Source organism: Kutzneria sp. CA-103260, from assembly GCF_018263855.1.
GTDB lineage: Bacteria > Actinomycetota > Actinomycetes > Mycobacteriales > Pseudonocardiaceae > Kutzneria.
The window spans coordinates 7,939,278-7,961,925 of record NZ_CP073318.1 but is presented as its reverse complement, the minus strand read 5'-3'; the positions used below and the strand labels follow the sequence as shown (position 1 = coordinate 7,961,925).

General features: G+C 70.3%; 21 protein-coding genes and 1 riboswitch. Of the genes, 12 read left to right on the top strand and 9 right to left on the bottom strand.

Features of this window, described 5'->3' with window-relative positions:
• Window positions 1-55 precede the first annotated feature (55 nt).
• Entirely contained in the window at window positions 56-1,000 is a 945-nt protein-coding gene (locus JJ691_RS34955; RefSeq protein ID WP_211763824.1) for a lysyl oxidase family protein, read from the bottom strand.
• An 82-nt stretch (window positions 1,001-1,082) separates the two neighbouring features.
• Between JJ691_RS34955 and JJ691_RS34950 the strand changes: the two genes are divergently transcribed.
• The gene (locus JJ691_RS34950; RefSeq protein ID WP_211763823.1) at window positions 1,083-1,337 is read left to right on the top strand and encodes a hypothetical protein; all 255 of its coding nucleotides are present in this window, start codon (window positions 1,083-1,085) and stop codon (window positions 1,335-1,337) included.
• An 82-nt stretch (window positions 1,338-1,419) separates the two neighbouring features.
• On the opposite strand, the gene JJ691_RS34945 is transcribed toward JJ691_RS34950, so the two are convergent.
• Window positions 1,420-3,009: a dolichyl-phosphate-mannose--protein mannosyltransferase gene (locus JJ691_RS34945; RefSeq protein WP_249227207.1), complete on the bottom strand. Its 1,590-nt coding sequence runs from the start codon at window positions 3,007-3,009 to the stop codon at window positions 1,420-1,422.
• A gap of 15 nt (window positions 3,010-3,024) precedes the next feature.
• On the opposite strand from JJ691_RS34945, the gene rsmI reads away from it, so the two are divergent.
• The 11 genes from rsmI (at window position 3,025) to JJ691_RS34890 (ending at window position 17,342) form a co-directional block, all read left to right on the top strand.
• Window positions 3,025-3,903 carry a 16S rRNA (cytidine(1402)-2'-O)-methyltransferase gene (gene rsmI / locus JJ691_RS34940; protein ID WP_442912501.1) on the top strand — a complete coding sequence of 293 codons (879 nt, stop codon included), beginning with the start codon at window positions 3,025-3,027 and terminating at the stop codon, window positions 3,901-3,903.
• Between the two features lie 31 nt (window positions 3,904-3,934).
• Window positions 3,935-5,728, top strand: a complete 1,794-nt coding sequence (metG, locus tag JJ691_RS34935; protein WP_211763822.1) for a methionine--tRNA ligase — start codon at window positions 3,935-3,937, stop codon at window positions 5,726-5,728.
• Window positions 5,729-5,831: 103 nt separating this feature from the next.
• The gene (locus JJ691_RS34930; RefSeq protein WP_442912500.1) at window positions 5,832-6,626 is read left to right on the top strand and encodes a TatD family hydrolase; all 795 of its coding nucleotides are present in this window, start codon (window positions 5,832-5,834) and stop codon (window positions 6,624-6,626) included.
• A gap of 368 nt (window positions 6,627-6,994) precedes the next feature.
• Complete coding sequence (locus JJ691_RS53130) at window positions 6,995-8,524, top strand: resuscitation-promoting factor (protein ID WP_211763820.1); 1,530 nt, start codon at window positions 6,995-6,997, stop codon at window positions 8,522-8,524.
• A 17-nt stretch (window positions 8,525-8,541) separates the two neighbouring features.
• The gene (gene rsmA / locus JJ691_RS34920; RefSeq protein ID WP_211763819.1) at window positions 8,542-9,393 is read left to right on the top strand and encodes a 16S rRNA (adenine(1518)-N(6)/adenine(1519)-N(6))-dimethyltransferase RsmA; all 852 of its coding nucleotides are present in this window, start codon (window positions 8,542-8,544) and stop codon (window positions 9,391-9,393) included.
• Between the two features lie 482 nt (window positions 9,394-9,875).
• A riboswitch (SAM riboswitch) is annotated at window positions 9,876-9,966 on the top strand.
• 224 nt (window positions 9,967-10,190) lie between these two features.
• Window positions 10,191-11,201: a methionine ABC transporter ATP-binding protein gene (locus JJ691_RS34915; RefSeq protein WP_211763818.1), complete on the top strand. Its 1,011-nt coding sequence runs from the start codon at window positions 10,191-10,193 to the stop codon at window positions 11,199-11,201.
• Window positions 11,198-11,884 carry a methionine ABC transporter permease gene (locus tag JJ691_RS34910; protein WP_211763817.1) on the top strand — a complete coding sequence of 229 codons (687 nt, stop codon included), beginning with the start codon at window positions 11,198-11,200 and terminating at the stop codon, window positions 11,882-11,884. The genes JJ691_RS34915 and JJ691_RS34910 overlap by 4 nt, the downstream gene beginning before the upstream one ends.
• A gap of 21 nt (window positions 11,885-11,905) precedes the next feature.
• Window positions 11,906-12,715, top strand: coding sequence for a MetQ/NlpA family ABC transporter substrate-binding protein (locus tag JJ691_RS34905; protein ID WP_211763816.1), 810 nt, complete (start codon window positions 11,906-11,908; stop codon window positions 12,713-12,715).
• 31 nt (window positions 12,716-12,746) lie between these two features.
• On the top strand, window positions 12,747-13,712 hold the full coding sequence (locus JJ691_RS34900; protein WP_211763815.1) for a 4-(cytidine 5'-diphospho)-2-C-methyl-D-erythritol kinase: 966 nt from the start codon (window positions 12,747-12,749) through the stop codon (window positions 13,710-13,712).
• Between the two features lie 17 nt (window positions 13,713-13,729).
• Window positions 13,730-15,496 (top strand): ABC-F family ATP-binding cassette domain-containing protein, encoded by a 1,767-nt coding sequence (locus JJ691_RS34895; RefSeq protein ID WP_211763814.1) that lies wholly within the window; start codon window positions 13,730-13,732, stop codon window positions 15,494-15,496.
• A 190-nt stretch (window positions 15,497-15,686) separates the two neighbouring features.
• The gene (locus JJ691_RS34890; RefSeq protein WP_211763813.1) at window positions 15,687-17,342 is read left to right on the top strand and encodes a fatty acyl-AMP ligase; all 1,656 of its coding nucleotides are present in this window, start codon (window positions 15,687-15,689) and stop codon (window positions 17,340-17,342) included.
• A 44-nt stretch (window positions 17,343-17,386) separates the two neighbouring features.
• Here the strand turns inward: JJ691_RS34890 and JJ691_RS34885 are convergent, their stop codons facing one another.
• From JJ691_RS34885 to glmU, 7 genes are all read right to left on the bottom strand, one after another.
• On the bottom strand, window positions 17,387-17,815 hold the full coding sequence (locus JJ691_RS34885) for a hypothetical protein (protein ID WP_211763812.1): 429 nt from the start codon (window positions 17,813-17,815) through the stop codon (window positions 17,387-17,389).
• Between the two features lie 65 nt (window positions 17,816-17,880).
• Complete coding sequence (locus JJ691_RS34880) at window positions 17,881-18,129, bottom strand: DivIVA domain-containing protein (RefSeq protein WP_211763811.1); 249 nt, start codon at window positions 18,127-18,129, stop codon at window positions 17,881-17,883.
• 41 nt (window positions 18,130-18,170) lie between these two features.
• On the bottom strand, window positions 18,171-18,743 hold the full coding sequence (pth, locus tag JJ691_RS34875; protein WP_211763810.1) for an aminoacyl-tRNA hydrolase: 573 nt from the start codon (window positions 18,741-18,743) through the stop codon (window positions 18,171-18,173).
• Window positions 18,733-19,239 (bottom strand): DivIVA domain-containing protein, encoded by a 507-nt coding sequence (locus JJ691_RS34870; protein WP_211763809.1) that lies wholly within the window; start codon window positions 19,237-19,239, stop codon window positions 18,733-18,735. The genes pth and JJ691_RS34870 overlap by 11 nt, the downstream gene beginning before the upstream one ends.
• A 78-nt stretch (window positions 19,240-19,317) precedes the next feature.
• The gene (locus JJ691_RS34865; protein WP_211763808.1) at window positions 19,318-19,917 is read right to left on the bottom strand and encodes a 50S ribosomal protein L25/general stress protein Ctc; all 600 of its coding nucleotides are present in this window, start codon (window positions 19,915-19,917) and stop codon (window positions 19,318-19,320) included.
• Between the two features lie 265 nt (window positions 19,918-20,182).
• Window positions 20,183-21,163: a ribose-phosphate diphosphokinase gene (locus JJ691_RS34860; protein ID WP_211771892.1), complete on the bottom strand. Its 981-nt coding sequence runs from the start codon at window positions 21,161-21,163 to the stop codon at window positions 20,183-20,185.
• A 2-nt stretch (window positions 21,164-21,165) separates the two neighbouring features.
• Window positions 21,166-22,644: a bifunctional UDP-N-acetylglucosamine diphosphorylase/glucosamine-1-phosphate N-acetyltransferase GlmU gene (glmU, locus tag JJ691_RS34855; protein WP_211763807.1), complete on the bottom strand. Its 1,479-nt coding sequence runs from the start codon at window positions 22,642-22,644 to the stop codon at window positions 21,166-21,168.
• Window positions 22,645-22,648: the final 4 nt, after the last annotated feature.

The window sequence follows — 22,648 nt, the reverse complement described above, 5'->3', positions numbered from 1 at the left end:
CGGTGGTGCGCGGACCAGAGGGGAGTCCGCGCACCACCGGTCGGGCGGAATCGGGTCAGTTCGGGCAGGTCCCGCTGCCGGGGCAGCTGCGCAGCAGCCGCACCACGGGGGGCGCCGTGATCTTCGACGGCGCCCCCTTCGCGCCGCCCGGCCACTGGACGGACACCGCGATCGAGGACGAGTCGTTGTCGTAGTTCTTCTCGATCAGCGTCCGGTCCGGGTTCACCGTGTTCACCACGTCGTACACGCCCGAGGCCACCGACGTGATGTCCAGCCACTGGAAGTCCACGTCGTAGCGGTAGTCGTCGCCGCTGCCCACGGAGATGCCCTCGGTGACGTCGGTGGCGTCCGGCTGCTGGTGCCCGCACATGTTGTAGATGAGGAACTGGTGCAGCCTGGCCTCGGGCTGGTCGTCGTCGTGCACCCGATTGGCCAGCGACGTCTTGTCGGCCACGTCGTAGCGGTCGCCCAGGCAGAAGCCGTTCTTGCGGTCGGACACCACCGCGCTGCCGCTCAGGGTCCGCAGCTGGAAGCGCTCGAAGTTCAACAGGTGCCAGTGCATGTGGGCCGGCGCCGGCTCGTAGTAGGCGCTGGTGCCCGAGGGCTTCTGGGCCGCCCGGTACGAGTCGGGGATCGGGCCGTGCACGCCGTTCTGGAACGCCTGCCGCACCGACATCGTCGGGAACAGCGTGCTGTCGCGGTGGGCGTAGAACAGCAGCGGGCCGTCGCCGATGTTCTCCTCCGAGGAGGTGAACCGCAGCCGGACCGCCTTGATGTCGCCGGACGTCACGCACGGCGCGTTGGGCGCGTTGACGTCGGTGACCATGCAGACGTCCCAGGCCGTGCACTCCTTCGGGTCGCCGCGCCAGCCGCCCGGGCAGCCGACCGGTGCCTGACGCAGGTCCGGCAGCAGCGTCGGGGTCGCCGCCTGGGCCGGTGGCGTCGTCGCGAGCAGGGCCAGAACCCCAGCTGCGGCAAGGAACCGCGCAGTCGCCTTCATGTCGTCAACCTAGCCAGCGGGGTGCCGACTCGATCGGGTGATCTCCGCTGTGACGGTGCGTGGATGCCCTTAACCTCGCCGGGTGTCGACTGCTGCCACCGAACCCGTCACCGCCCCGCTTCCGTCCCTCCAGGACGCCCGCGTCGTGCCGGCGCCCGCGCTACGTGAGGCCGCGCTCCTGCTGGACGCCATCGCCGCCGTGGTGCAGAAGGCCGACGCGGCCACCGCCACCCGCATCCGCCAGGTCGTCACCGACCTGGAGGCCGGGGACCGCATCGACCGCCCCTGCTGCGACAACCCCTGGAAGCCCACCCTCACCACCGCCCTCACCCACTGACCCCAACCTGTGTGAAAGGACCATTCCTCACGTTGAACGAGAGGAATGGTCCTTTCCAAACGTCAAGGGGTTGACAAAAGGGTCAGCGCCAGCTGGGGAGCCAGAGTTCGGCCTGCCATTGGGCGGTGCTGATCGGATCGCCGTTGAGGATCGGCCACAGCCAGACGAAGTTGGCCACCACCAGGCCGGTGTAGATGGCCACCACCAGCAGTCCGGTGCCGCGGCGTTCCGCGCCGGCACGCGCCCGCCCGAGGATGTCGCCGCAGGCCAACACCAGGCCCAGCACCAGGAACGGTGCCATCGGGGTGACGTAGAAGAAGAACATCTGCCGGTCGATGTTGACGAACCAGGGCAGCAGGCCGGCCAGGTAGCCGACCATCACGGCCGCGTGCCGCCAGTCGAACTTGACGAAGGCCCGCCACAGCGACCAGCCGATCATCGGGAAGGCCAGCCACCACATCGCCGGCGTGCCGACGAGCATCTGCGCGCTCACGCACTCCGACGCGCCGCAGCCGGCGGCCAGCGGGCTGGGCGTCTGCTCGATGTAGTAGAGCATCGGCCGCAGCCCCATCGGCCACGTCCACGGCTTCGACTCCCACGGATGGGTCCCGACACCGGGCGCGCCGGTGATCAGGTTCTCGTGGAAGTGCAGCACGTTCCCCTCGTAGAAGAAGAACGACTGGAAGGCGTCGGGCAGCCAGCTGGAGACGGGAGTCTGGTTGCCGGCGGCGTGCCGGTCGACCCCGGTCTCGCTGCCGAACCACGCCCACCACGAGGCGAAGTACACGACCACGGCGATGAGCGCGATGCCCCACAGCGCCGGCAGCAGGTCGCGGACGATCGCCCCGGCCCACGGCCGCTCGACGCCGGCGGCCCGCCGGGCCAGCGCATCCCAGATCACCGACAGCAGGCCGAAGGCGACGATGTAGTAGATGCCGTTCCACTTCACGCCGCAGGCCAGGCCCAGCGAGACGCCGCAGGCGAACCGCCACCACCGGAAGCCCAGGCGGGGACCCCACTGCGACTCGCCGACCCAGCCCTCGGAGACCGCGACCGCCAGCCGGCCCCGCACCTGGTCCCGGTCCACCAGCAGGCAGCCGAAGGCGATCACGACAAAAAGAGCGCCGAAGATGTCCAGCATGCCCAGTCGGGACTGGACGTGGCTGACGCCGTCGCAGATCAGGAACACGCCGGCCAGCGCGCCGAGCATGGTGGAGCGGGTCAGCCGCCGTCCGATCCGGACGATCAGGAAGACGCAGAGCGTGCCGGCGATGGCCGAGGAGAACCGCCAGCCCCAGCCGTCGTAGCCGAACAGCCACTCACCGATGGCGATGAGGTACTTGCCGACCGGCGGGTGCACCACCAGCTCGTAGCCGGGGTTGTCCTCGTAGCCGCCGTTGCGCAGCATCTGCCAGGCCTGCGGCACGTAGTGCTTCTCGTCGAACACGGGGGTGCCGCGGTCGGTGGGCCAACCCAGGTCCCAGAACCGGATCACCGCGCCGAGCAGGGTGACGCTGAGCGTGACGAGCCAGCCGCGCACCTTGTCGGTGGGCCGCCAGACGGCCAGCCGGTCCAGCGGCCCGGCGGTGGACGGCTGCGTCGCCGGCGGTAGCTCGCCGACGTCCACCACGCCGTCGGGCTCGGGCTCGGTCCGCTCCACGATCGTCGTCACGGGCCCGATCGTAGGGTGAGCGACGTGAATAACGTATCGGGCGCTGTCCAAGAGGCCGCTGGCCGGCTGCTGTTGGCCGCGACGCCGCTGGGCAACATCGGCGACGCGTCCCAGCGGCTGGTCGATGCCCTGGCCACGGCCGATCTGGTAGCGGCCGAGGACACCCGCAAGCTGCGCTCGCTGGCGTCCGCGCTGGGGGTCGCCCCGGCCGGCAAGATCGTCAGCTTCTACGACGCCGTGGAGACAGCCCGGCTGCCCGGACTGGTCAAGGCGGTCGCTTCCGGACAGACCGTGCTGCTGGTGACCGACGCCGGTATGCCGAGCGTGTCCGACCCCGGCTACCGCCTGGTCGCCGCCTGCGTCGCGGAGGACCTGCCGGTCACCTGCCTGCCCGGGCCGTCGGCGGTGGTCACCGCGCTGGCGCTGTCCGGCGTGCCGGTGGACCGGTTCTGCTTCGACGGCTTCCCGCCGCGCAAGCCGGGGGACCGGCGCAAGTGGCTGTCCGCCCTGGCCACGGAGACCAGGGCCTGCGTGTTCTTCGAGTCACCGCATCGGGTGGCGGCCACCCTGGCCGACGCCGTCGAGGTGCTGGGGGCCGAGCGTCGCGGCGCGGTGTGCCGGCAGCTGACCAAGTCCGACGAGCAGGTTCGCCGGGGCACCTTGGCCGAGCTGGCCGCCTGGGCCGCGGACGGCGTCGGCGGCGAGGTGACGGTGGTGTTCGCCGGCGCCGAGCCGATCGCTGTGGACGTCACCGACGTGGCCGACCTGGTGCCGGCGGTGCAGTCGCGGGTGGCCGCTGGACAACGCCTCAAAGACGTGGTTGCCGAGGTCGCGGCGGCCGCCGGGGTCAGCAAGAAGGCCCTCTACGACAGCGTCGTAGCGGCCAAGAGGTAGCGGGCGGGCGCGCCCCCGTACCCTTTGTCGCATGAGTGCCTCCGTGCTGACGGCGGTGGCCTGGCCTTACGCCAACGGCCCCCGTCACATCGGCCATGTCTCCGGTATCGGTGTCCCCTCCGACCTCTTCGCCCGCTACATGCGAATGTCCGGCCACGACGTGCTGATGGTCTCGGGCAGCGACGAGCACGGCACGCCGATCCTGGTGCAGGCCGACAAGGAGGGCCTGACGCCGCAGCAGACCGCGGACAAGTACCACCGCGTCGTCGCGGAGGACATGCGCGCCCTCGGCGTGACGTACGACCTCTACACCCGCACCACGACACGCAACCACTACAACGTGGTGCAGCAGATCTTCCTGGCCCTCAACGACAACGGCTACATCCTGCCGAAGACCACGACCGGCGCGGTCAGCCCGTCCACCGGCCGCACCCTGCCCGACCGCTACATCGAGGGCACCTGCCCGATCTGCGGCTACGACGGGGCCCGTGGCGACCAGTGCGACAACTGCGGCAACCAGCTCGACGCCGCCGACCTGATCAACCCCAAGTCGCGGATCAACGGCGAGACGCCCAAGTTCGTCGAGACCGAGCACCTGTTCCTGGACCTGCCGGCGTTCACCCGGACCCTGGGCGAGTGGTTGGCGTCCAAGACCGACTGGCGGCCCAACGTCGTCAACTTCACCAAGAACCTGGTCGACGACATGCGACCGCGGGCCATCACCCGCGACCTGGACTGGGGCGTGCCGATCCCGCTGGACGGCTGGCGGGACCAGGGCCTCAAGCGGTTCTACGTGTGGTTCGACGCGGTCATCGGCTACTTCTCGGCCAGCGTGGAGTGGGCCCGGCGCAGCGGCGACCCGGACGCGTGGAAGCGCTTCTGGAACGACCCCGAGACGCCGATCGTGCACTTCATGGGCAAGGACAACATCACCTTCCACGCCCAGATCTGGCCGGCGCTGCTGATGGGCCACAACGGGGCCGGCGACAAGGGCGGCAAGCCCGGGCCGTACGGCACGCTCAACCTGCCCACGGAGATCGCCTCCAGCGAGTTCCTGACCATGAGCGGCTCCAAGTTCTCCACCTCCCGGGGCCGGGTCATCTACGTGCGGGACTTCCTGGCCGAGTTCGGGCCGGACGCGCTGCGCTACTTCATCTCGGCGGCCGGCCCGGAGACCCAGGACGTGGACTTCACCTGGGACGAGTTCGTCCGGCGGATCAACTTCGAGCTGGCCAACGAGTGGGGCAACCTGGTCAACCGCTCGGTCTCGATGGCGCACAAGAACGTCGGCGCGGTGCCGGCGCCGACCGCGCCGACCCAGGCCGACGAGGACCTGAAGACGCTGTCCCGGGCCGCGTTCGACACCGTCGGCACCCACCTGCGGCACTCGCGGTTCCGGGCCGGCATCGGCGAGGCGATGCGGGTGGTCTCGGCGGCCAACAAGTACCTGTCCGACCAGGAGCCGTGGAAGCTCAAGGACGACCCGGCCCGCCGCGACACGGTGCTGCACACCGCGCTGCAGGTGGTCAAGGACGCCAACACGCTGCTCACGCCGTTCCTGCCGCACTCCGCGCAGAAGATCCACGAGCTGCTCGGCGGCACCGGCCTGTGGGCGTCGCAGCCGGAGATGCGCGAGGTCACCGACCTGGACGACCCGTCGCGTGAGTACCCGGTGCTGACCGGTGACTACTCGGCCGAGCAGGCCAAGTGGGAGTCCACCCCGATCGAGGTGGGCGTGCCCCTGAGCAAGCCGACGCCGCTGTTCGCCAAGCTCGACCCGGAGCTGGCCGAGACCGGTCCGGAGTGGGCTCCGATCGAGAAGTGAACGAGCTTGCGAGTTCACCATTGAGCACTGCGACTTCAGCCGCGGCTTCGCCGAGCTCTGCGAGGCGAGAGCCGTGACTCCTCGCAAGGGTGAGCGGCCGCCGATGCCGGAGCGTCTTCCGGTGTCGGCGGTCGACGCCCACACCCATCTGGAAGCCTGTGGCGCCAAGGATTCCGCCGACGTTCGGTCCATGATGGACCGTGCCGAGTCGGCCGGCATCGCCTACGCGATCACCGTCGCCGACGACATGGCGGCCGCTCGCTGGGCCGTCAAAGCGTCCACTTGGGACGATCGGGTGTTCGCCGCGGTGGCGCTGCATCCCACGCGTACCAAGGACTTCGGCGACGCCGAGCGCGAGGAACTCGCTGCCCTGGCCGCGCATCCGCGGGTGGTCGCGGTCGGCGAGACCGGCCTCGACTACTACTGGGACTATGCGCCGCACAACGTCCAGCAGGACGCTTTCCGTTGGCACATCGAGCTTTCCAAGCAGCTCGGCAAGGCGCTGATGATCCACGACCGGGACGCGCACGAGGACGTGCTGCGCATCCTGGACGAAGAGGGCGCCCCGGACACGGTGGTGTTCCACAGCTTCTCCGGCGACGCCGACATGGCGCGACGCTGCGTTGACAACGGTTACGTGCTGTCGTTCTCGGGCACGGTCACGTTCCGCAACGCGAAACCGTTGCGGGAGGCGGCGATGGTTGTGCCGCTACAACAGTTGCTTGTGGAGACCGACGCGCCTTTCCTGACGCCCCACCCGTTCCGGGGCCGCCCGAACGAGCCGTACTGCGCCGCGTACACGCTGCGTGAGCTCGCTGATCTACGCGGAGTGCACGTCGGTGAGTTGGCAACAATTGTCACCGCAACGGTGAACCGAGTCTTCGGCCTGGGCGTATGACCGTGCGTACCGAAAATGTTTCACCCTGTGGTGTGACTGGAGGCACAACAACCCCGGGAATGTTTGCGACTCCGCCCGACCTCCGTTACGGTCCCGTGATCGGTGCGTCTGGACGTTGTGGTTCAACCACCGGCCCGCAGTCAGGTCGGCGTTCGTCGGGGACAGCCGGCACCCGCGAGGGAGCCAGCTGGACGGCGTTGACTACGGGACCAAGCAAGGCAGTCGGAGCACGAGACCCGAGCGAAACGAGGAGTAGCAGCGGCTGACGTCGGCTAGTGGCGAGAACAGCCGCGGAACTCTTCGCGGACCATCGGCTTTTCGGAGGTAACGACCCCGTGACTGGGACCGGTAGGCACCGTAGACCGCGCGTGTCCGAGGAAACGCCCACGCAGGCGCAGAGCGCTCAGAGCTTCTGGGCCCCCCACACCGGGGTGGCCGTGGCCGAGCGCCAGACCTCGGCCTGGACCGCGGTGCGGCCCGACCTCGACTGGGACTGGGACTGGGAGGCCGAGCTCGAGTCGACCCGCCAGTTCGTGCCCGGCGGGGCCTACGTCTCCACCCAGGACGTGATGGACGTCCTCGGCCCGGACGCCCAGGACATCCTCAACTCCGTCAACATGGAGCTCGACCAGCTCCTGGAGCTGATGAACGCCAAGACCACGGTCTTGCCGATCATCCGCGCCGACGCCGGCCCCCTCACCGAGGGCCTGGCCCAGTGCTGGGAAGAGCTCGAAGAGGGACTCGAGGACGCCAACCTCGTCCCCGAGCCCAAGCGCAAGACGGTCGTCAAGACCGAGCTGGACGCCAAGTCCCCGTGGAAGCGCCGGTTCATCAAGGCCGCCGTGATGGCCACCCTGGTCAGCCTGGCCGGTGGCGGCGCCACCGCGCTGGCCATGGACAAGGCCGTGACGGTCGACGTGGACGGCCACGAGATGACCGTGCACACCTACTCCGGCACCGTCAGCGACGTCCTGGCCAGCCAGGGCTTGTCGGCCGGCTCGCATGACTCGCTGATGCCCTCGGCCAACTCCTCCATCGCCGACGGCGGCAAGATCGTCCTGCAGCGCGGCCGCACGATGACCGTCTCCGTCGACGGCGTGCAGCAGACCCAATGGGTCAAGGCCCAGAACGTGGGCGACGCGCTGCGCGAGATGGGCGTCAAGACCGACAACGCCAAGCTCTCGGTCGACCCGTCCAAGCAGATCCCGCTGTCCGGCATGTCGATGGACATCATGACGGCCAAGACCGTCACGATCAGCGACGGCGGCAGCGCCCCCAAGCAGCTCACCACCTACGCGGTGACCATCCAGGAGCTGCTCAAGTCCCTGAACATCTCCCTGGGCTCCGACGACAACGTCGCGCCCGCCGCCGACACCAAGCTGGCCAACGGCGCGCAGATCACCGTCAGCCGCAACGGCGTCACGGTGGTCCAGGAGAACCAGGACATCCAGCCGACGGTGCAGACCGTCGACGACCCGACCATGGACGAGGGCCAGACCCAGGTCATGGACCCGGGCACGGTCGGCAAGCAGACGGTGACCTACCGGGTCACCATGCACAACGGCAAGCAGACCGACAAGCAGCAGATCGGCGTGCAGATCCTGACGCCGATGAAGCCGAAGATCGTCAAGAACGGCACCAAGCCGCTGCCCGGCGACGCCGTCTGGGACAAGATCGCCTTCTGCGAGTCCAGCGGCAACTGGCACATCAACACCGGCAACGGCTACTACGGCGGCCTCCAGTTCGACATCCAGACCTGGCTGGGCAACGGCGGCGGGCAGTACGCGCAGCGGGCCGACCTGGCCACCCGGGAGCAGCAGATCGCCATCGCCAACAAGGTGCGGGCCGCGCGTGGCCTCACGCCGTGGGAGTGCGCGTACAAGCTCGGTCTGGTCTGAGCCTAGAATTCCGCTTCGTGCCCGATCTTCTGGGACCCGTCGAGGTCCGTGCCCTGGCCAAGGAGTTGGACGTCCGTCCGACCAAGAAGCTGGGCCAGAACTTCGTGCACGACACCAACACCGTGCGGCGCATCGTCGCCGCCTCCGGTGTCGGTCCCGACGACGTGGTCCTTGAGGTCGGCCCCGGGCTGGGGTCGCTGACCCTGGCGCTGCTGCCGGCCTGCAAGGCCGTCGTCGCCGTCGAGATCGACCCCGTGCTGGCCGCTCGGCTCCCCACCACCGCCGCCGAGTTCGCCGGCGACGCCGCCTCCCGGCTCACCGTCGTCGGCGCGGATGCCATGCGAGTGACCGCCGCCGAGATCGGCTTGGCGCCCACCGCCCTCGTGGCCAACCTGCCGTACAACGTCTCCGTGCCTATCGTCCTGCATCTGCTCGCCGAGCTGCCGTCGCTGCGGACCGGGCTCGTCATGGTGCAGTCCGAGGTCGCCGACCGCATGGCCGCCGGCCCCGGCAGTCGCGTCTACGGCGTGCCCAGCGTCAAACTTGCCTGGTACGCCGACGCTCGCCGCGCCGGTCCCGTCCCCCGCTCGGTCTTCTGGCCCGTGCCCAACGTCGACTCCGCCCTCGTCGCCTTCACCCGCCGCGAGCCCCCGTCATCGGTTTCCCGCGAGGCCCTCTTCACCCTGGTCGACGCCGCCTTCGCCCAACGCCGCAAAACCCTCCGGGCCGCGCTCGCCACCTGGGCCGGCTCCGCCGACCGTGCCGGCCAACTGCTCACCGCCGCCGGCCTCGACCCTTCCCTGCGCGGCGAACAGCTCAGCATCACCGACTTCGTCCGCGTGGCCGAAGCCGCCGCCACCCCCGCGTAATTCCCCCACGCTCCAGGCCAACGCCCACCCCGCCGCCCTTCTTCCCGCGGCCCCGTGACCTTTTCGCTCGCCAGGACTGACACCGTCCAGATCGGGCAACCCCGTTCAACCCAACAGGCCCCAGCTCAGCGACCGTCTGCCTCTGGGTTCCCGTGGCACCCCGGCGTTCCGGCGGCGCTTCCCCACACCCACCAAACAGCTCGCCCCAAATCGAGCCGCCCCTACACCCGAACAGCCCCCACCCGACCCGGGGGGCGACCCCGGACCCAGCGTATCGAGCAGCGGGCTTCCGGATCTTGGGAAAGAGTCGGCCTGTGGACAACTGCTGAGGCTGTGGATAACTGGGCGTGCCGGGGAACCTACTGTGCGATAGGTCGGAGAGCGACGGATCGTCGGGCATCGGTGTGACTTACCGAACGATCCTAGGGTCTTTGTGGGGATGGCTTGCTTTTCCACATACCGGTCAGGTGTACTGCTACTTGCATCCATCCCGAGCGGCCGAGAGACCTGGATCGACGAAGCCGCAGCAACCACCCGACCCCGGGCAGGTGCTACAGCCAGGACCGATGGAGGACGTCATGGACCTCGCCCGAGTGTGCGCAGCTCGTCTGCTCACTCGCCGTCGAGTCGTCGATCAGTGCCGCCGCACCGCGACGGGCTGTCGGGCCGGCCGGTAACAACCCTACCGCCGCCTGCTGTCGGTTCACCCTCACCGTCTCGTCCCGTTTGGACGGTCCAAAAAGGACGGCTTTTGCGCGCCATCAGCGTGCGGGGCCGCGCGTGCCGTGGAGCAAACAGTGATCACTGTCGACAATCTGGTCAAGTCCTTCCCAGTCCGTGGGGGCGCCGTGCGCGCCCTTGACGGCGTCACCCTCGAGGTTCAGGCGGGCGCGGTCTGCGGCGTCGTGGGCCCGAGCGGCTCCGGCAAGTCGACCCTGGCCCGCTGCATCGCCCTGCTGGAGCGTCCCGACAGTGGTGCGATCCGGGTCGACGGAACAGACCTCGTCACCCTCGACGGCAGTCGGCTGCGCGCCGCCCGTCGGCAGATTGGCGTTGTGCCGCAAGGGGATTCGCTGCTCCGTCAGCGCACGGCGGCCGGCAATGTGGCGCTGCCGCTGGAGACGGCCGGAGTTGACGGCCCGACGCGGCGTCGCCGCGTGGGTGAGCTGCTGGATCTGGTTGGCCTGACGGACAAGGCGGCCTCGTACCCGGACCAGCTCTCCGGCGGCCAGCGCCAGCGCATCGCGGTCGCCCGCGCCCTGGCGGCGAATCCGGCGGTGCTGCTGGCAGATGAGCCCACCTCGGCATTGGACCCGGAGACGACGGGGTCCGTGCTCACCGTGCTGGACCGGGCCCGAGCGGAGCTCGGAGTCACGGTTCTTGTTGTCACACATGACATGGCGGTGGTCCGCCGGATCTGCGACGACGTGGCGCTGCTCGACGGCGGCCGGGTCGTGGAGAACGGCAGGCTGCTCGACCTGGTGTCCGATGTGGACAGTCGTACCGCCAACGCGCTGCTGCCCGCGCTCGACCAGACCGACGGCATCGCCGGCAACCACGACCGCGTCGCGGACGTGGTGCTGGTCGGCTTCGCCGCGGTGGGCGCGCTGCTGCCGGAGGCGTCCAACCGGTTCGGCGTCGACCTCGCCGTGCTCGGCGGCGGACTGACCCGGCTCGGCGAGACCCCGGTGGCCCGGTTCCGGCTGGGCCTGACCGGCGAGCGGGCCGACTCCGCGCTGGAGTGGATCTCCGAGGCCGGCGCCCTCGTTCGACGGGCCCAGAAGGGCCCGCAGGGAGTCGCTGCGTGAGACCGACCACTCCGTGGTCCGATGTGTTCGACCTGCTCCACCCCGCGCTCGGCCAGACGCTGTACATGGTCGGCGTGGCGACGTTGTTCGCCACGGCGTTCGGGATCCCGCTGGGCGTGCTGCTGCACGTGACGGCGCCGGGCGGGCTTCGGCCCGTCCCGGCGCTGCACCGGGTCCTGGGCACCGTGGTGGACTTCGGCAGATCGCTGCCGTTCATCGTGCTCATCGTGCTGCTGCAACAAGTTGTCACCCGCCCGCTGATCGGCACCTCGATCGGCCCGACCGCGGCGATCGTGCCGCTGGCCATCGGGGCGGTGCCGTTCCTCGGCCGGCTCGTCCAGTCCGCGCTGCGTGAAGTGGACGCGACCGTGGTCGAGGCGGCCATCACCACGGGCGCCAGCCGGACCCGGATCGTCAGATCGGTGCTGCTGGGCGAATCCGCTCCGGCGCTGGTGTCCGCGGTCGGCGTCACCGCCGTCACCCTCGTCGGCTTCTCGGCCATGGCCGGGGTTGTCGGCGGGGAAGGCCTGGGCGACCTCGCCATTCGCTACGGCTACCAGCGCTACGACGACCGGGTGCTCTGGTCCACGGTCATCGTGCTGGGCGCCCTGGCCATGCTCATCCAACTGCTGTTCGACGTGACTTCGCGGCTGATCGACCGCCGCCGGCGCGTCACCGCCTGAATCTGAAGGAACCACAGCCCCATGAAGCTCCGTGTTGCGCTCCTCGCTGCCCTCGTGACGGCCACCGCGGCCGCCTGCGGGACCGGCGGCGGCGCGGCCGCCGACCCGAACGCCCCGCTGGTCGTCGGTGTCAGCCCCACTCCGCACGGCCAGATCCTCTCCTACGTCGCCGACAAGCTGGCGCCGGCCAAGGGCCTCAAGATCGAGGTCAAGGAGTTCACCGACTACGTCACGCCGAACACCTCGCTGGTCGACAAGTCGCTGGACGCCAACTACTTCCAGCACCAGCCCTACCTCGCCGACTTCGAGCAGAGCCACGGCGTGCAGCTGTCCTGGGTGACCGCGGTGCACCTGGAGCCGCTGGGGCTGTACTCGAAGAAGACACGGAAAGCAGCCGACCTGCCGGACGGCGCCAAGATCGGCGTGCCCAACGACACCAGCAACGAGGCCCGGGCGCTCAAGCTGCTGGCCGACAACGGCCTGCTCAAGCTGAAGGCCGGCACCGAGACCACGGCCACGCCGCGGGACATCGCCGACAACCCGAAGCACCTTCAGTTCGTCGAGTTGGAGGCGGCGCAGCTGCCGCGCAGCCTGGACGACACCGATGCCTCGATCGTGAACGGCAACTACGCGCTGTCGGCCGGCCTGGACACCAAGACGGCGCTGCTGATCGAGAAGGCGCAGGGCAACCCGAACGCGAACGGCCTGGTCACGCGGCCGGAGCTGGCCGACGACAAGCGGATCAAGGAACTGGCCGGGCTGCTGACTTCCCCGCAGGTCAAGGACTACATCGAGCAGACGTTCCACGGTTCGGTCCTGCCAGCGTTCTAGCCAGCACAGCAACAGCCCGTAGGCTGGACGGGTGCTAGCCGTCGTACCGACACCAGTGACCGTCCGGGCCCCAGCAAAGGTCAACCTTCACCTCGGGGTGGGGGACCTGCGCGCAGACGGCTACCACGACCTGACGACGCTGTTCCAGTCGCTGTCGATGACCGACGAAGTGACCGTCGCCGTCGCCGACGAGGCCGGCTTGGAGGTGCGGGGCGAGGGCGCCGACGCGGTGCCGACCGATTCGTCCAACCTGGTCTGGAAGGCGGTCCGGGCGCTGGCCGCGCACGTGGGCCGCGACCCGGACGAGCCCAAGCTGCGGATCACCATCAACAAGGGCATCCCGGTGGCCGGCGGCATGGCCGGCGGCAGCGCCGACGCCGCCGCCACCCTGGTCGCGCTGGCCAACCTGTGGCGGCTGGAGATCGGCCGTGACGAGCTGGCCGGCGTGGCCGCCGAGGTCGGCAGCGACGTGCCGTTCGTGCTCCAGGGTGGGGTGGCGCTGGGCACTGGGCGCGGCGAGCAGCTGGTGCCGGTGCTGTCCAGGCACACCTACCACTGGGTGATGGCCCTGGACACCGGCGGACTGTCCACCCCGGAGGTGTTCCGGGAGCTGGACCGGCTGCGCGCCGACGGCAACCCGCCGCGAGTGGGCGCCGTCGAACCGGTGCTGGAGGCATTGGCGTCCGGCGACCCGAACCAGCTGGCCCTGTTGCTGGGCAACGACCTCCAGGCCGCCGCCGTGTCGCTGCGCCCCGGCCTGCGCCGCACGCTTCGGGCCGGCGTCAACGCCGGGGCGCTGGCCGGCATCGTCTCCGGCTCCGGCCCCACCTGTGCCTTCCTCTGTTCCGATGGCGACGCCGCGGTGCGGGTCGCCGCCGAGCTGTCCGGTGCCGGCGTGTGCCGAACGGTGCGGGTGGCGCAGGGCCCAGTCGCCGGCGCCCGCGTGGTCACCGGCGAGGACACCGCCCGCCCCACCCCGCCGGAGGTCCACGCCTAGGCCCGTACGCTTTCGGGGTGGCAAACCTCGTCAACCTGGAAGCCGTGAGCAAGTCGTACGGCGTGAAGGCCCTGCTCGACGCCGTGTCCCTCGGAGTGAGCGAGGGCGACCGGATCGGGGTCGTCGGGTTGAACGGGGGCGGCAAGACGACGCTCCTGGAGGTCCTGACCGGCCTGGAGCCGCCGGACGAGGGCCGGGTCAGCCAGACGCGGGACCTTCGGATGGCGGTCGTCACGCAGCGCACCGAGCTCGTCGGCGACACGGTCCGCGCGGCGGTGCTGGACCCGCACGGGTTCACCTCGGAGCACGAGTGGGCGTCGGACGCCCGGGTGCGGTCGATCATGGACGGGCTGGGCATCACCGCGCTGGGCCTGGACTCGCCGGTGGCGACGATGTCCGGTGGCGAGCGCCGCCGGGTGGCGCTGGCGGCGGCCCTGATCCGTGAGCTGGACCTGCTGGTGCTGGACGAGCCGACCAACCACCTGGACGTGGAGGGCGTGCGCTGGCTGGCCGAGCACCTGCTGGCCCGCCGCAGCGCGCTCGTGGTCGTGACCCACGACCGATGGTTCCTGGACACGGTTTGCACCAGAACCTGGGAGGTCGTCGGCGGCGCGGTCGAGCAGTACGAGGGCGGCTACGCGGACTGGGTGTTCGCCCGGGCCGAGCGGGCCCGGCTGGCCGACACGGCCGAGGAGAAGCGTCGCAACCTGGCCCGCAAGGAGCTGGCCTGGCTGCGTCGCGGCGCGCCGGCCCGCACCTCCAAGCCCCGGTACCGGATCGAGAACGCCGAGGCGATCATCTCGGACGTGCCGGCGCCGCGGGACAAGGTCGAACTGATGGCGTTCGCCAAGCGCCGCCTGGGCCGCACCGTGATCGAGCTGGAGGACGTGTCGTTCGCGCTGGGCGAGCGCACCCTGCTCGACCACGTGACGTGGCGGATCGGGCCGGGCGACCGCATCGGCCTGGTCGGCGTGAACGGCTCGGGCAAGACGTCGCTGCTGCGGCTGCTGACCGGCGACCGCGAGCCGGACAGCGGCAAGCGGGTGCAGGGGCAGACGGTGCGGCTGGCCCACCTCACCCAGGAGCTGCACGACCTGCCCGGCGAGCTGCGGGTGCTGGAGGCGGTCGAGGAGGTCGCCCGCCGGGTGGTGCTGGGCAAGGTGGAGCTGTCGGCCTCGCAGCTGGCCGAGAAGTTCGGGTTCACCAAGGTCAAGCAGTGGACGCCGGTGGCCGACCTGTCCGGCGGCGAGCGGCGCCGGCTGCAGCTGGCCCGGCTGCTGATGGCCGAGCCCAACGTGCTGCTGCTCGACGAGCCGACCAACGACCTGGACATCGACACCCTGCAGCAGCTGGAGGACCTGCTCGACTCGTGGCCGGGCACGATGGTCGTGGTCTCGCACGACCGGTACCTGATCGAGCGGGTCTGCGACCAGGTGGTGGCGCTGTTCGGCGACGGCGGGATCACCGACCTGACCGGCGGCATCGAGGAGTACCTGCGCCGGCGCGACAAGCAGCTCGCCGACGCGGCCGCCGCGACGCCCTCGACGGCCGCCCCGAAGGTCAGCGACGCCGCCGAGCAGCGGGCCGCCCGCAAGGAGTTGGCCCGGCTGGAGCGCCGGCTGGACGTGCTGACCAAGAAGGAGGCGGAGCTGCACGCCAAGCTGGCCGAGGCGGCCACGAACCCGGACCGGTTGCTGGCTCTGGACGCCGAGCTGCGCACCGTGCTGGCCGAGAAGGACGACGTCGAGGAGCAGTGGATGCTCGCCGCCGACGCCGCCGAGTAACCCCCGCGAGTCCCGCTCTCCGTCAACCGAATGTCGAGTTCCGGCACATTCGAATGCCACCTGTGGACCACATTCGACTTCCTACGCCACCTGTGGACCACATGTGGCGTAGGAAGGGCGGAACTGGTGGGTGCCGTTTTGTGGGGTTAACGGGCCCATGGGGGTGGGCGGACCCCTTAGGCTCCGCACTATGAGCAAGTTCGTCGACACGTTGCGCGCCACCGGGACGGGCGGCCGCGACAAGGGGTTCATCACCGGTGAGCCGCAGGCGCCGCTGCGCCGGACGTGGGTCGAGGTGCACCAGACCGCGACCGAGTTGGCCGGCGGGCTGGTGGCCGGCGGCCTGCGTCCGGGCACGGCGGTGGCGGTGCTGGCGGCGGACCCGGCGGTGATCGCGCCCGCCGTGCAGGCCGTGTGGCTGGCCGGCGGCAGCGTGACCATGCTGCACCAGCCGACGCCGCGCACCGACCTCGGCGAATGGGCCCAGGACACGCTGAAGGTGCTCGGCATGATCGAGGCCGGCCTGGTCCTGCTGGGCAGCCCCTTCGACGCGCTGTCCGGCGTGCTCGACGAGCACAAGATCACCTACCGCAAGCTGACCGACCTGACCGGCGGGCAGCCGCTGACCGAGCCGGTGCCGGTCGAGGAGGACGCCACCGCGCTGCTCCAGCTGACCAGTGGCTCGACCGCGGACCCCAAGGCCGTGCGGATCACCCACCGCAACCTGATGGCCAACATGACGGCCATGATCGAGGCGTCCAAGTTCGACTTCGAGGCAGACACCATGGTCTCGTGGCTGCCGCTGTTCCACGATATGGGCATGGTCGGCTTCCTGACGCTGCCGATGACCTTCGGCATCGAGCTGGTGAAGGTCAGTCCGGTCGAGTTCCTCGGTGGGCCGCTGCTGTGGTTCGACCTGATCAGCCGCTACCACGGCACCGTCACCGCCGCCCCGAACTTCGCCTACGCCATCGCCGGCCGGCGACTGTCCTCTGTGGATGACGACAACGCGTATGACCTGTCCCGGCTGAGGATTGCCCTCAACGGCGCGGAACCCATCGACGCCGCCGCCGTGAAGTCCTTCACCGACGCCGGCGCCCGTTTCGGCATGAGCCCCGGCTGCGTGCTCTGCGCTTACGGCATGGCCGAGACCACCCTCGGCGTCGCGTTCGCCGCCCCCGGCGACGGGCTGGCCGTCGATGTCATCGACGCCGACGAGTTGGAGGCCGACCAGCGGGCTCTGCCGGCCACCGATGGCAAGACCCGGTCCTTCCCGCTGCTCGGATTTCCCTTGCCGGGCCTGGAAATCAAGATTGTCGACGAGCACGGCCAGACCCGCGGCGACCGTGAGGTCGGCCTGATCATGCTGCGCGGCGAGGCCGTGACGCCCGGCTATCTCACCGTCAACGGCCCGGTGTCCACACAGGACGCGGACGGCTGGCTCGACACCGGCGACGAGGGTTACCTGATCAACGGGCAGGTCGTGGTCTGCGGCCGCCGCAAGGACGTCATCATCATGGGCGGGCGCAACATCTATCCCACCGACATCGAGCGGGCCGCCACCTCCGTCGACGGCGTCCGCGCCGGCAACGCCGTGGCCGTCCGCCTCGATGCCGGCACCCGCCGCGAACGCTTCGCCGTCGCCCTGGAATCCAACCGTGCCAACGATCCCGAGGCCGCCAAGCTGATCAAGGACGAGGTCGCCGCCCGGGTTATGGACGCCGCCGGCGTGCGCCCCTACGCGGTCGTCGTGCTGCCGCCCGGCAACCTGCCCAAGACCCCTTCCGGCAAGCTCCGCCGCGCCTCGGCCGGGGAACAGGTCGCCAAGCTCCTGGCCAAGGACTGAGCGAACCCGGGTGCGGGCAGGCGAACCCCGCACCCGGCCGGTGGTCAGCCGCCGTTCACGTCGAACCAGTAGGTCGTGATGGGCGAGCTGTTGCCGGCGGCGTCGACGCTTTTCACCGCCACCTTCTGCACGCCGAAGGTGGTCGGGGTGATCCAGACCGTCGCGCTGCCGCCCGGCTGGTCCGCCGCCACGTAGGTGCTCGGGAAGTCGGGGCCGTACCGGAAGCCGACGACATCGGTGGAACCGTTGGCGGAGAAGGTGAACCGGCCGGGTCGGCCGATGCCGCCCGCGCTGGCGTTGGGCGGGTAGTCGGGCGAGGAGACGGTCGGCGCCGGCAAGGCCGCCGGGGCGAACGTCGTCGACACGGTCGTGACGGTGGTTGTCGTGGTGGCGAGTGCGGGCGCCGCCAGGCCGGCGGCGATCATCCCTGAAGCCAGCGTGATACCGGCCGCTCGTGCGAGCAGCCTGGACATGCCCAAGGCCATGAGACCTTCCCCCTGCTGTTGTAGGTCGTGACGATCTACATATCGCGGCGGTGTTACCGGGCGTCCAGGGCGGCCATCACCTTGTCGAGGAACTCGTCCACTTCGTCCTTCGTGTACCCGCGGCGGCCGACGCCGGGGTGGGGGAAGTAGGCGGCGCGGACGTCGTCGGGGGTGAGGGTGTCCTCGCCGCGCAGGGTGGCCTCGATGCGGTCGAGGAAGGCGTCGACCGCGGCCTCGTCGTAGGAGTTCTTGCTCAGCAGCGCCCGGCTGAACGTGACGTCGCGGACGTCCTCGGGGGTCATGGCACGGACGGTACCCACGGCCGGGGGAATCCGCCTGTTGATCAGTGGTAGGCGTTCTGGGCGGCTTCCAGGCCCTTGCCGATGAGGGCTTCGACGGCGTCGGCCGCGCGGTCGATGGCGAAGGGCAGTTCCTTGCGCTCGACGGTGCCGAAGTCCTTGAGCACGTAGTCGGCGGGGTCCTGGCGGCCCGGCGGGCGGTCGATGCCGAAGCGGACCCGCAGGTAGTCCTTGGTACCCAGGGACTTGGTGATGGAGCGCAGCCCGTTGTGCCCGTTGTCGCCGCCGCCGAGCTTGAGGCGCAGGGTGGTGAAGGGCAGGTCGAGCTCGTCGTGCACGACGATGACGTCGGCCGGGGCGACCTTGTAGAAGCGGGCGGCGGCGACGGTGGGCCCGCCGGAGAGGTTCATGAACGACCGGGGCTTGGCCAGCACCACCCGGCGGCCGGACAGGCGGCCCTCGACGACCTCGGCGCCGCTCTTGTGCGCCTTGAACTTGCCGCCGACCCGGGCGGCCAGCTCGTCGGCGACCAGGAAGCCGATGTTGTGCCGGTTGCCGGCGTACTGCGGACCGGGATTGCCCAGCCCGACGACAAGAACGACCTCGCTACCGTCCACGAGAGCGCAACTCCTGCTCCAACTCGTCCAACAGGGCGTCCACGGCGGCCACCCGGTAGCCCCGACGCAGCCCGGTGGTGCCGGTGAACCTGGTGTGGAACACCTCGGACGCGGTCATCGTGCCCCGCCCGTCCAGGGTGGCGGCGGCCCGCCCAATGAACGCGTCGACCTCGCCCGGATCGTAGCCGTGAGCGGCCTTCGGCAGCCGAACGGCCAGCAGCACGGCCCCGGACCGCAGCCGGGTCGCGGCGATCCGGCCGGTGCTCAGCTGCCGCCACACCCGCTCCAGGAAGGCGTCCACATCGCGAGGGCAGTAGCCGTGCTTGCGGGAGGCGAAGACCACGTCCCGGACCTGGTCGGCGGTCAGCGTGCCCCGGCCGGCCAGCGCCTGCGCGACCTGGGCCAGGAAAGCGTCCACCTCGTCCACGTCGTAGCCGGGCCCCCGCTCGAACCGCACGGTCCGCACCTCGGTCGGCGTGAGGGTGGGCGGCGGCATCGGCCCCGAACGCGGGAACGGCGCCCGGCCCCCGTGGCTAGGGGGCTGGGCGCCGTCGCGGTGCTCTGCCGTGATGGCTCAGCTCTCGTCGTCGGCCGCGGCGGCCTCGCCCTCGGCGCCGTCCAGCTGGGCGGCGGTCGGGGCGGCGTTGATCGCGGCGATCAGCGCCTCGCCGTCGCTGACCAGGGAGGCGCCGGCGGGCAGCACGATGTCGGAGGCGTGGATCTGGGTGCCGGCCTGCACGCCCGCGATCGAGACCTCGACGTTCTCGGGCAGGTTCAGGGCGTCGGCCTCGACCTGGATGGTCGACAGCTCCTGGGTGACCAGGGTGGCCGGGGCGGCGTCGCCGACCAGCACGACCGGCACGTCGATGGTGACCTTCTCGCCCCGCTGCACCAGCAGCAGGTCCACGTGCTCGATGTAGTTCTTGATCGGGTGCGTGGTGACGGTCTTGGTCAGCGCCAGCTCGTTGCCGCCGTTGAGCTCCAGCGACAGCACGGCGTTGGTGCCGTGCTCACGGACCACGCGGGCGAACTCCAGCGCCGGCAGCGCCAGGTGCTTCGGGTCCGAACCGTGGCCGTAGAGGACGGCGGGGATCTTGCCGGAACGACGGGTGCGGCGGGCCGCGCCCTTGCCGAACTCGGTGCGAGATTCGGCGGCGAGACGTACCTCGGACACGGTGGGGTACTCCTTGTAGCTCTCAGGATCGGGGTGAGGAAGCGGCCTGCGGCGGCGGGGAGCGGCGCGGACCCATGAACAGCGCGCGGCAACCAAGCCGCCGCGTCGATCACGGAGCCACGAGGACGACCCTCGCCGAGGCAACCAATACAGTGTAGGGGGCCGATTCGCACAAGACGAATCGGCCCCCACTTTACTGTGCTTACGCCGCGCGTGCCGCGCGGGGCTCGGCCCCTCGGGGGCCGGTGCCTTCCCTGGCCGGCTCTCAGGCGTTCCCGTCGAACAGGCTCGTCACCGAACCGTCCTCGAAGACCTGCTGGATGGCCTGGGCCAGCAGCGGGGCGATGGACAGCACGGTCAGCTTGTCGAACTGCTTGTCCTTGGTGATGGGCAGCGTGTTGGTCAGCACGACCTCCTTGGCGCTGCTGTTCTGCAGGCGCTCCACCGCCGGCCCGGACAGCACGCCGTGGGTGGCGGCCACGATGACGCCCTTGGCCCCGGCCTCGACCAGCTGCTCGACCGCCTTCACGATGGTGCCGCCGGTGTCGACCATGTCGTCGATGACCACGCACATCCGGTCGCGCACCTCGCCGACGACCCGGTTGGCCACGACCTCGTTGGGCTTGAGCGGGTCCCGGGTCTTGTGGATGAACGCGATCGGGCAGCCGTCCAGCATGTCGGCCCACTTCTCGGCCAGCTTGGTGCGGCCCGAGTCCGGCGAGACGACGGTCAGCGGCTCGCTGCCGTACTTGTCGCGCACGTGCTCGGCCAGCAGGGCCATCGCCCACAGGTGGTCGACCGGCCCGTCGAAGAAGCCCTGGATCTGGGCGGTGTGCAGGTCGACGGTCATGATCCGGTCGGCGCCGGCGGTCTTGAACAGGTCGGCGATCAGCCGGGCCGAGATCGGCTCGCGGCCGCGGTGCTTCTTGTCCTGCCGCGCGTACGGGTAGAACGGCATGATCACGGTGATGCGCTTGGCGCTGGCCCGCTTCAGGGCGTCCACCATGATCAGCTGTTCCATCACCCACTGGTTGATGGGCGCGCTGTGGCACTGGATGACGAAGGCGTCGCAGCCGCGGACCGACTCCTCGAACCGCACGAAGATCTCGCCGTTCGCGAACTCGTACGCGGCCTGCGGCACCACCGAGATGTCGAGGTACTTCGCGACCTCCTCGGCGAGCTCCGGATGGGCGCGGCCGCTGAAGAGCATCAGGCTCTTCTTCGGAGTTCCGGAGATGGAGGCCACGGTCACTGCTCCTTCGGGTCGGGTGTCCCACCGTCCTGCTGGGCGGCGAGTGCCTTGGTGGCGGCCTCGGCCGCCGGGGTGCCTTCGCGACGTCGGGTGACCCAGCCCTCGACGTTGCGCTGCTGCGCCCGTGCCACCGCGAGCGCGCCGGGCGGCACGTCGCGGGTGATCACCGAGCCGGCCGCGGTGTACGCGCCGTCCCCGACGGTCACGGGGGCGATGAACATCGTGTCCGATCCGGTGCGCGCGTGCGAACCGATCACGGTCCGGTGCTTGCGGACGCCGTCGTAGTTGACGAACACCGAGGCCGCGCCGATGTTGGACTGCTCGCCGATGGTGGCGTCGCCCACGTAGGTCAGGTGCGGCACCTTGCTGCCGTCCCCGATCTCGGAGTTCTTCACCTCGACGAACGTGCCGATCTTGCCGGCGGTGCCCAGCTTGGCGCCGGGCCGCAGGTAGGCGAAGGGGCCGACGCTGGCCCGCTCGCCGATCTCGGAGTCCGAGCCGTGCGTGCGGATGACCTTCGCGCCCGCGCCGACCACGCAGTTGCTCAGCGTGGTGTCCGGGCCGATGACCGCGCCCTCGTACACCGCGGTGCCGGCTCGCAGCTGCACGTTCGGCTCGATGAGCACGTCCCGGGCCAGCGCGACGTCGGCGTCCAGCCAGACGCTGCCCGGATCGATCATCGTGACGCCGGCTCGCATCCAGTTCTCGACCAGCCGCCGGTTGAACTCGGCGCCGAGCCGGGCCAGCTGCACGCGGTCGTTGACCCCCTCGACCAGCCACTCGTCGGCGCAGATGAGCGCGCCGACCGGCCGCCCGTCGCGGCGGGCGATGGCCAGCACGTCGGTCAGGTACAGCTCGCCCTGGGCGTTGTCGGTGGTCAGTCGGGACAGGCCGTCGCGCAGCACGGCGGTGTCGAAGACGTAGATACCCGAGTTGATCTCGGTGATGGCCGCCTGCTCGGGAGTGGCGTCCTTCTGCTCGACGATCTCCAGCACGTTGCCGTCGCTGTCGCGCAGGATCCGGCCATAGCCGTGCGGCTCGGGCACCACGGCGGTGAGCACCGTCACGGCGTTGCCGGCCGAGTGGTGCTCGGCCAGCAGCTGGCCGAGCGTCTCGCCGTCCAGCAGCGGCACGTCGCCGTAGGTGACGACGGTGGTGCCGGTCTCGACCTCGGGCAGCGCGGCCAGGGCGCAGCCGACGGCGTGCCCGGTGCCGCGCTGTTCCTCCTGGACGGCAACGGTGATCTTGCGGTCGATGTCCCCGGACAGCCCGTCCAGGTGCTCGGCGACCGCCTGCCGGCCGTGCCCGACGACAACCACCAGGTGGTCCGGGTCCACGCCGACGGCGGCGCGCACCGCGTGCTCGACGAGGGCTCGGCCGGCGATCCGGTGCAGCACCTTCGGTGTCGCCGACCGCATCCGGGTGCCCTCACCCGCTGCGAGCACGATGGTGCTGACCTGTCCGCCCTGAGGCATGGAC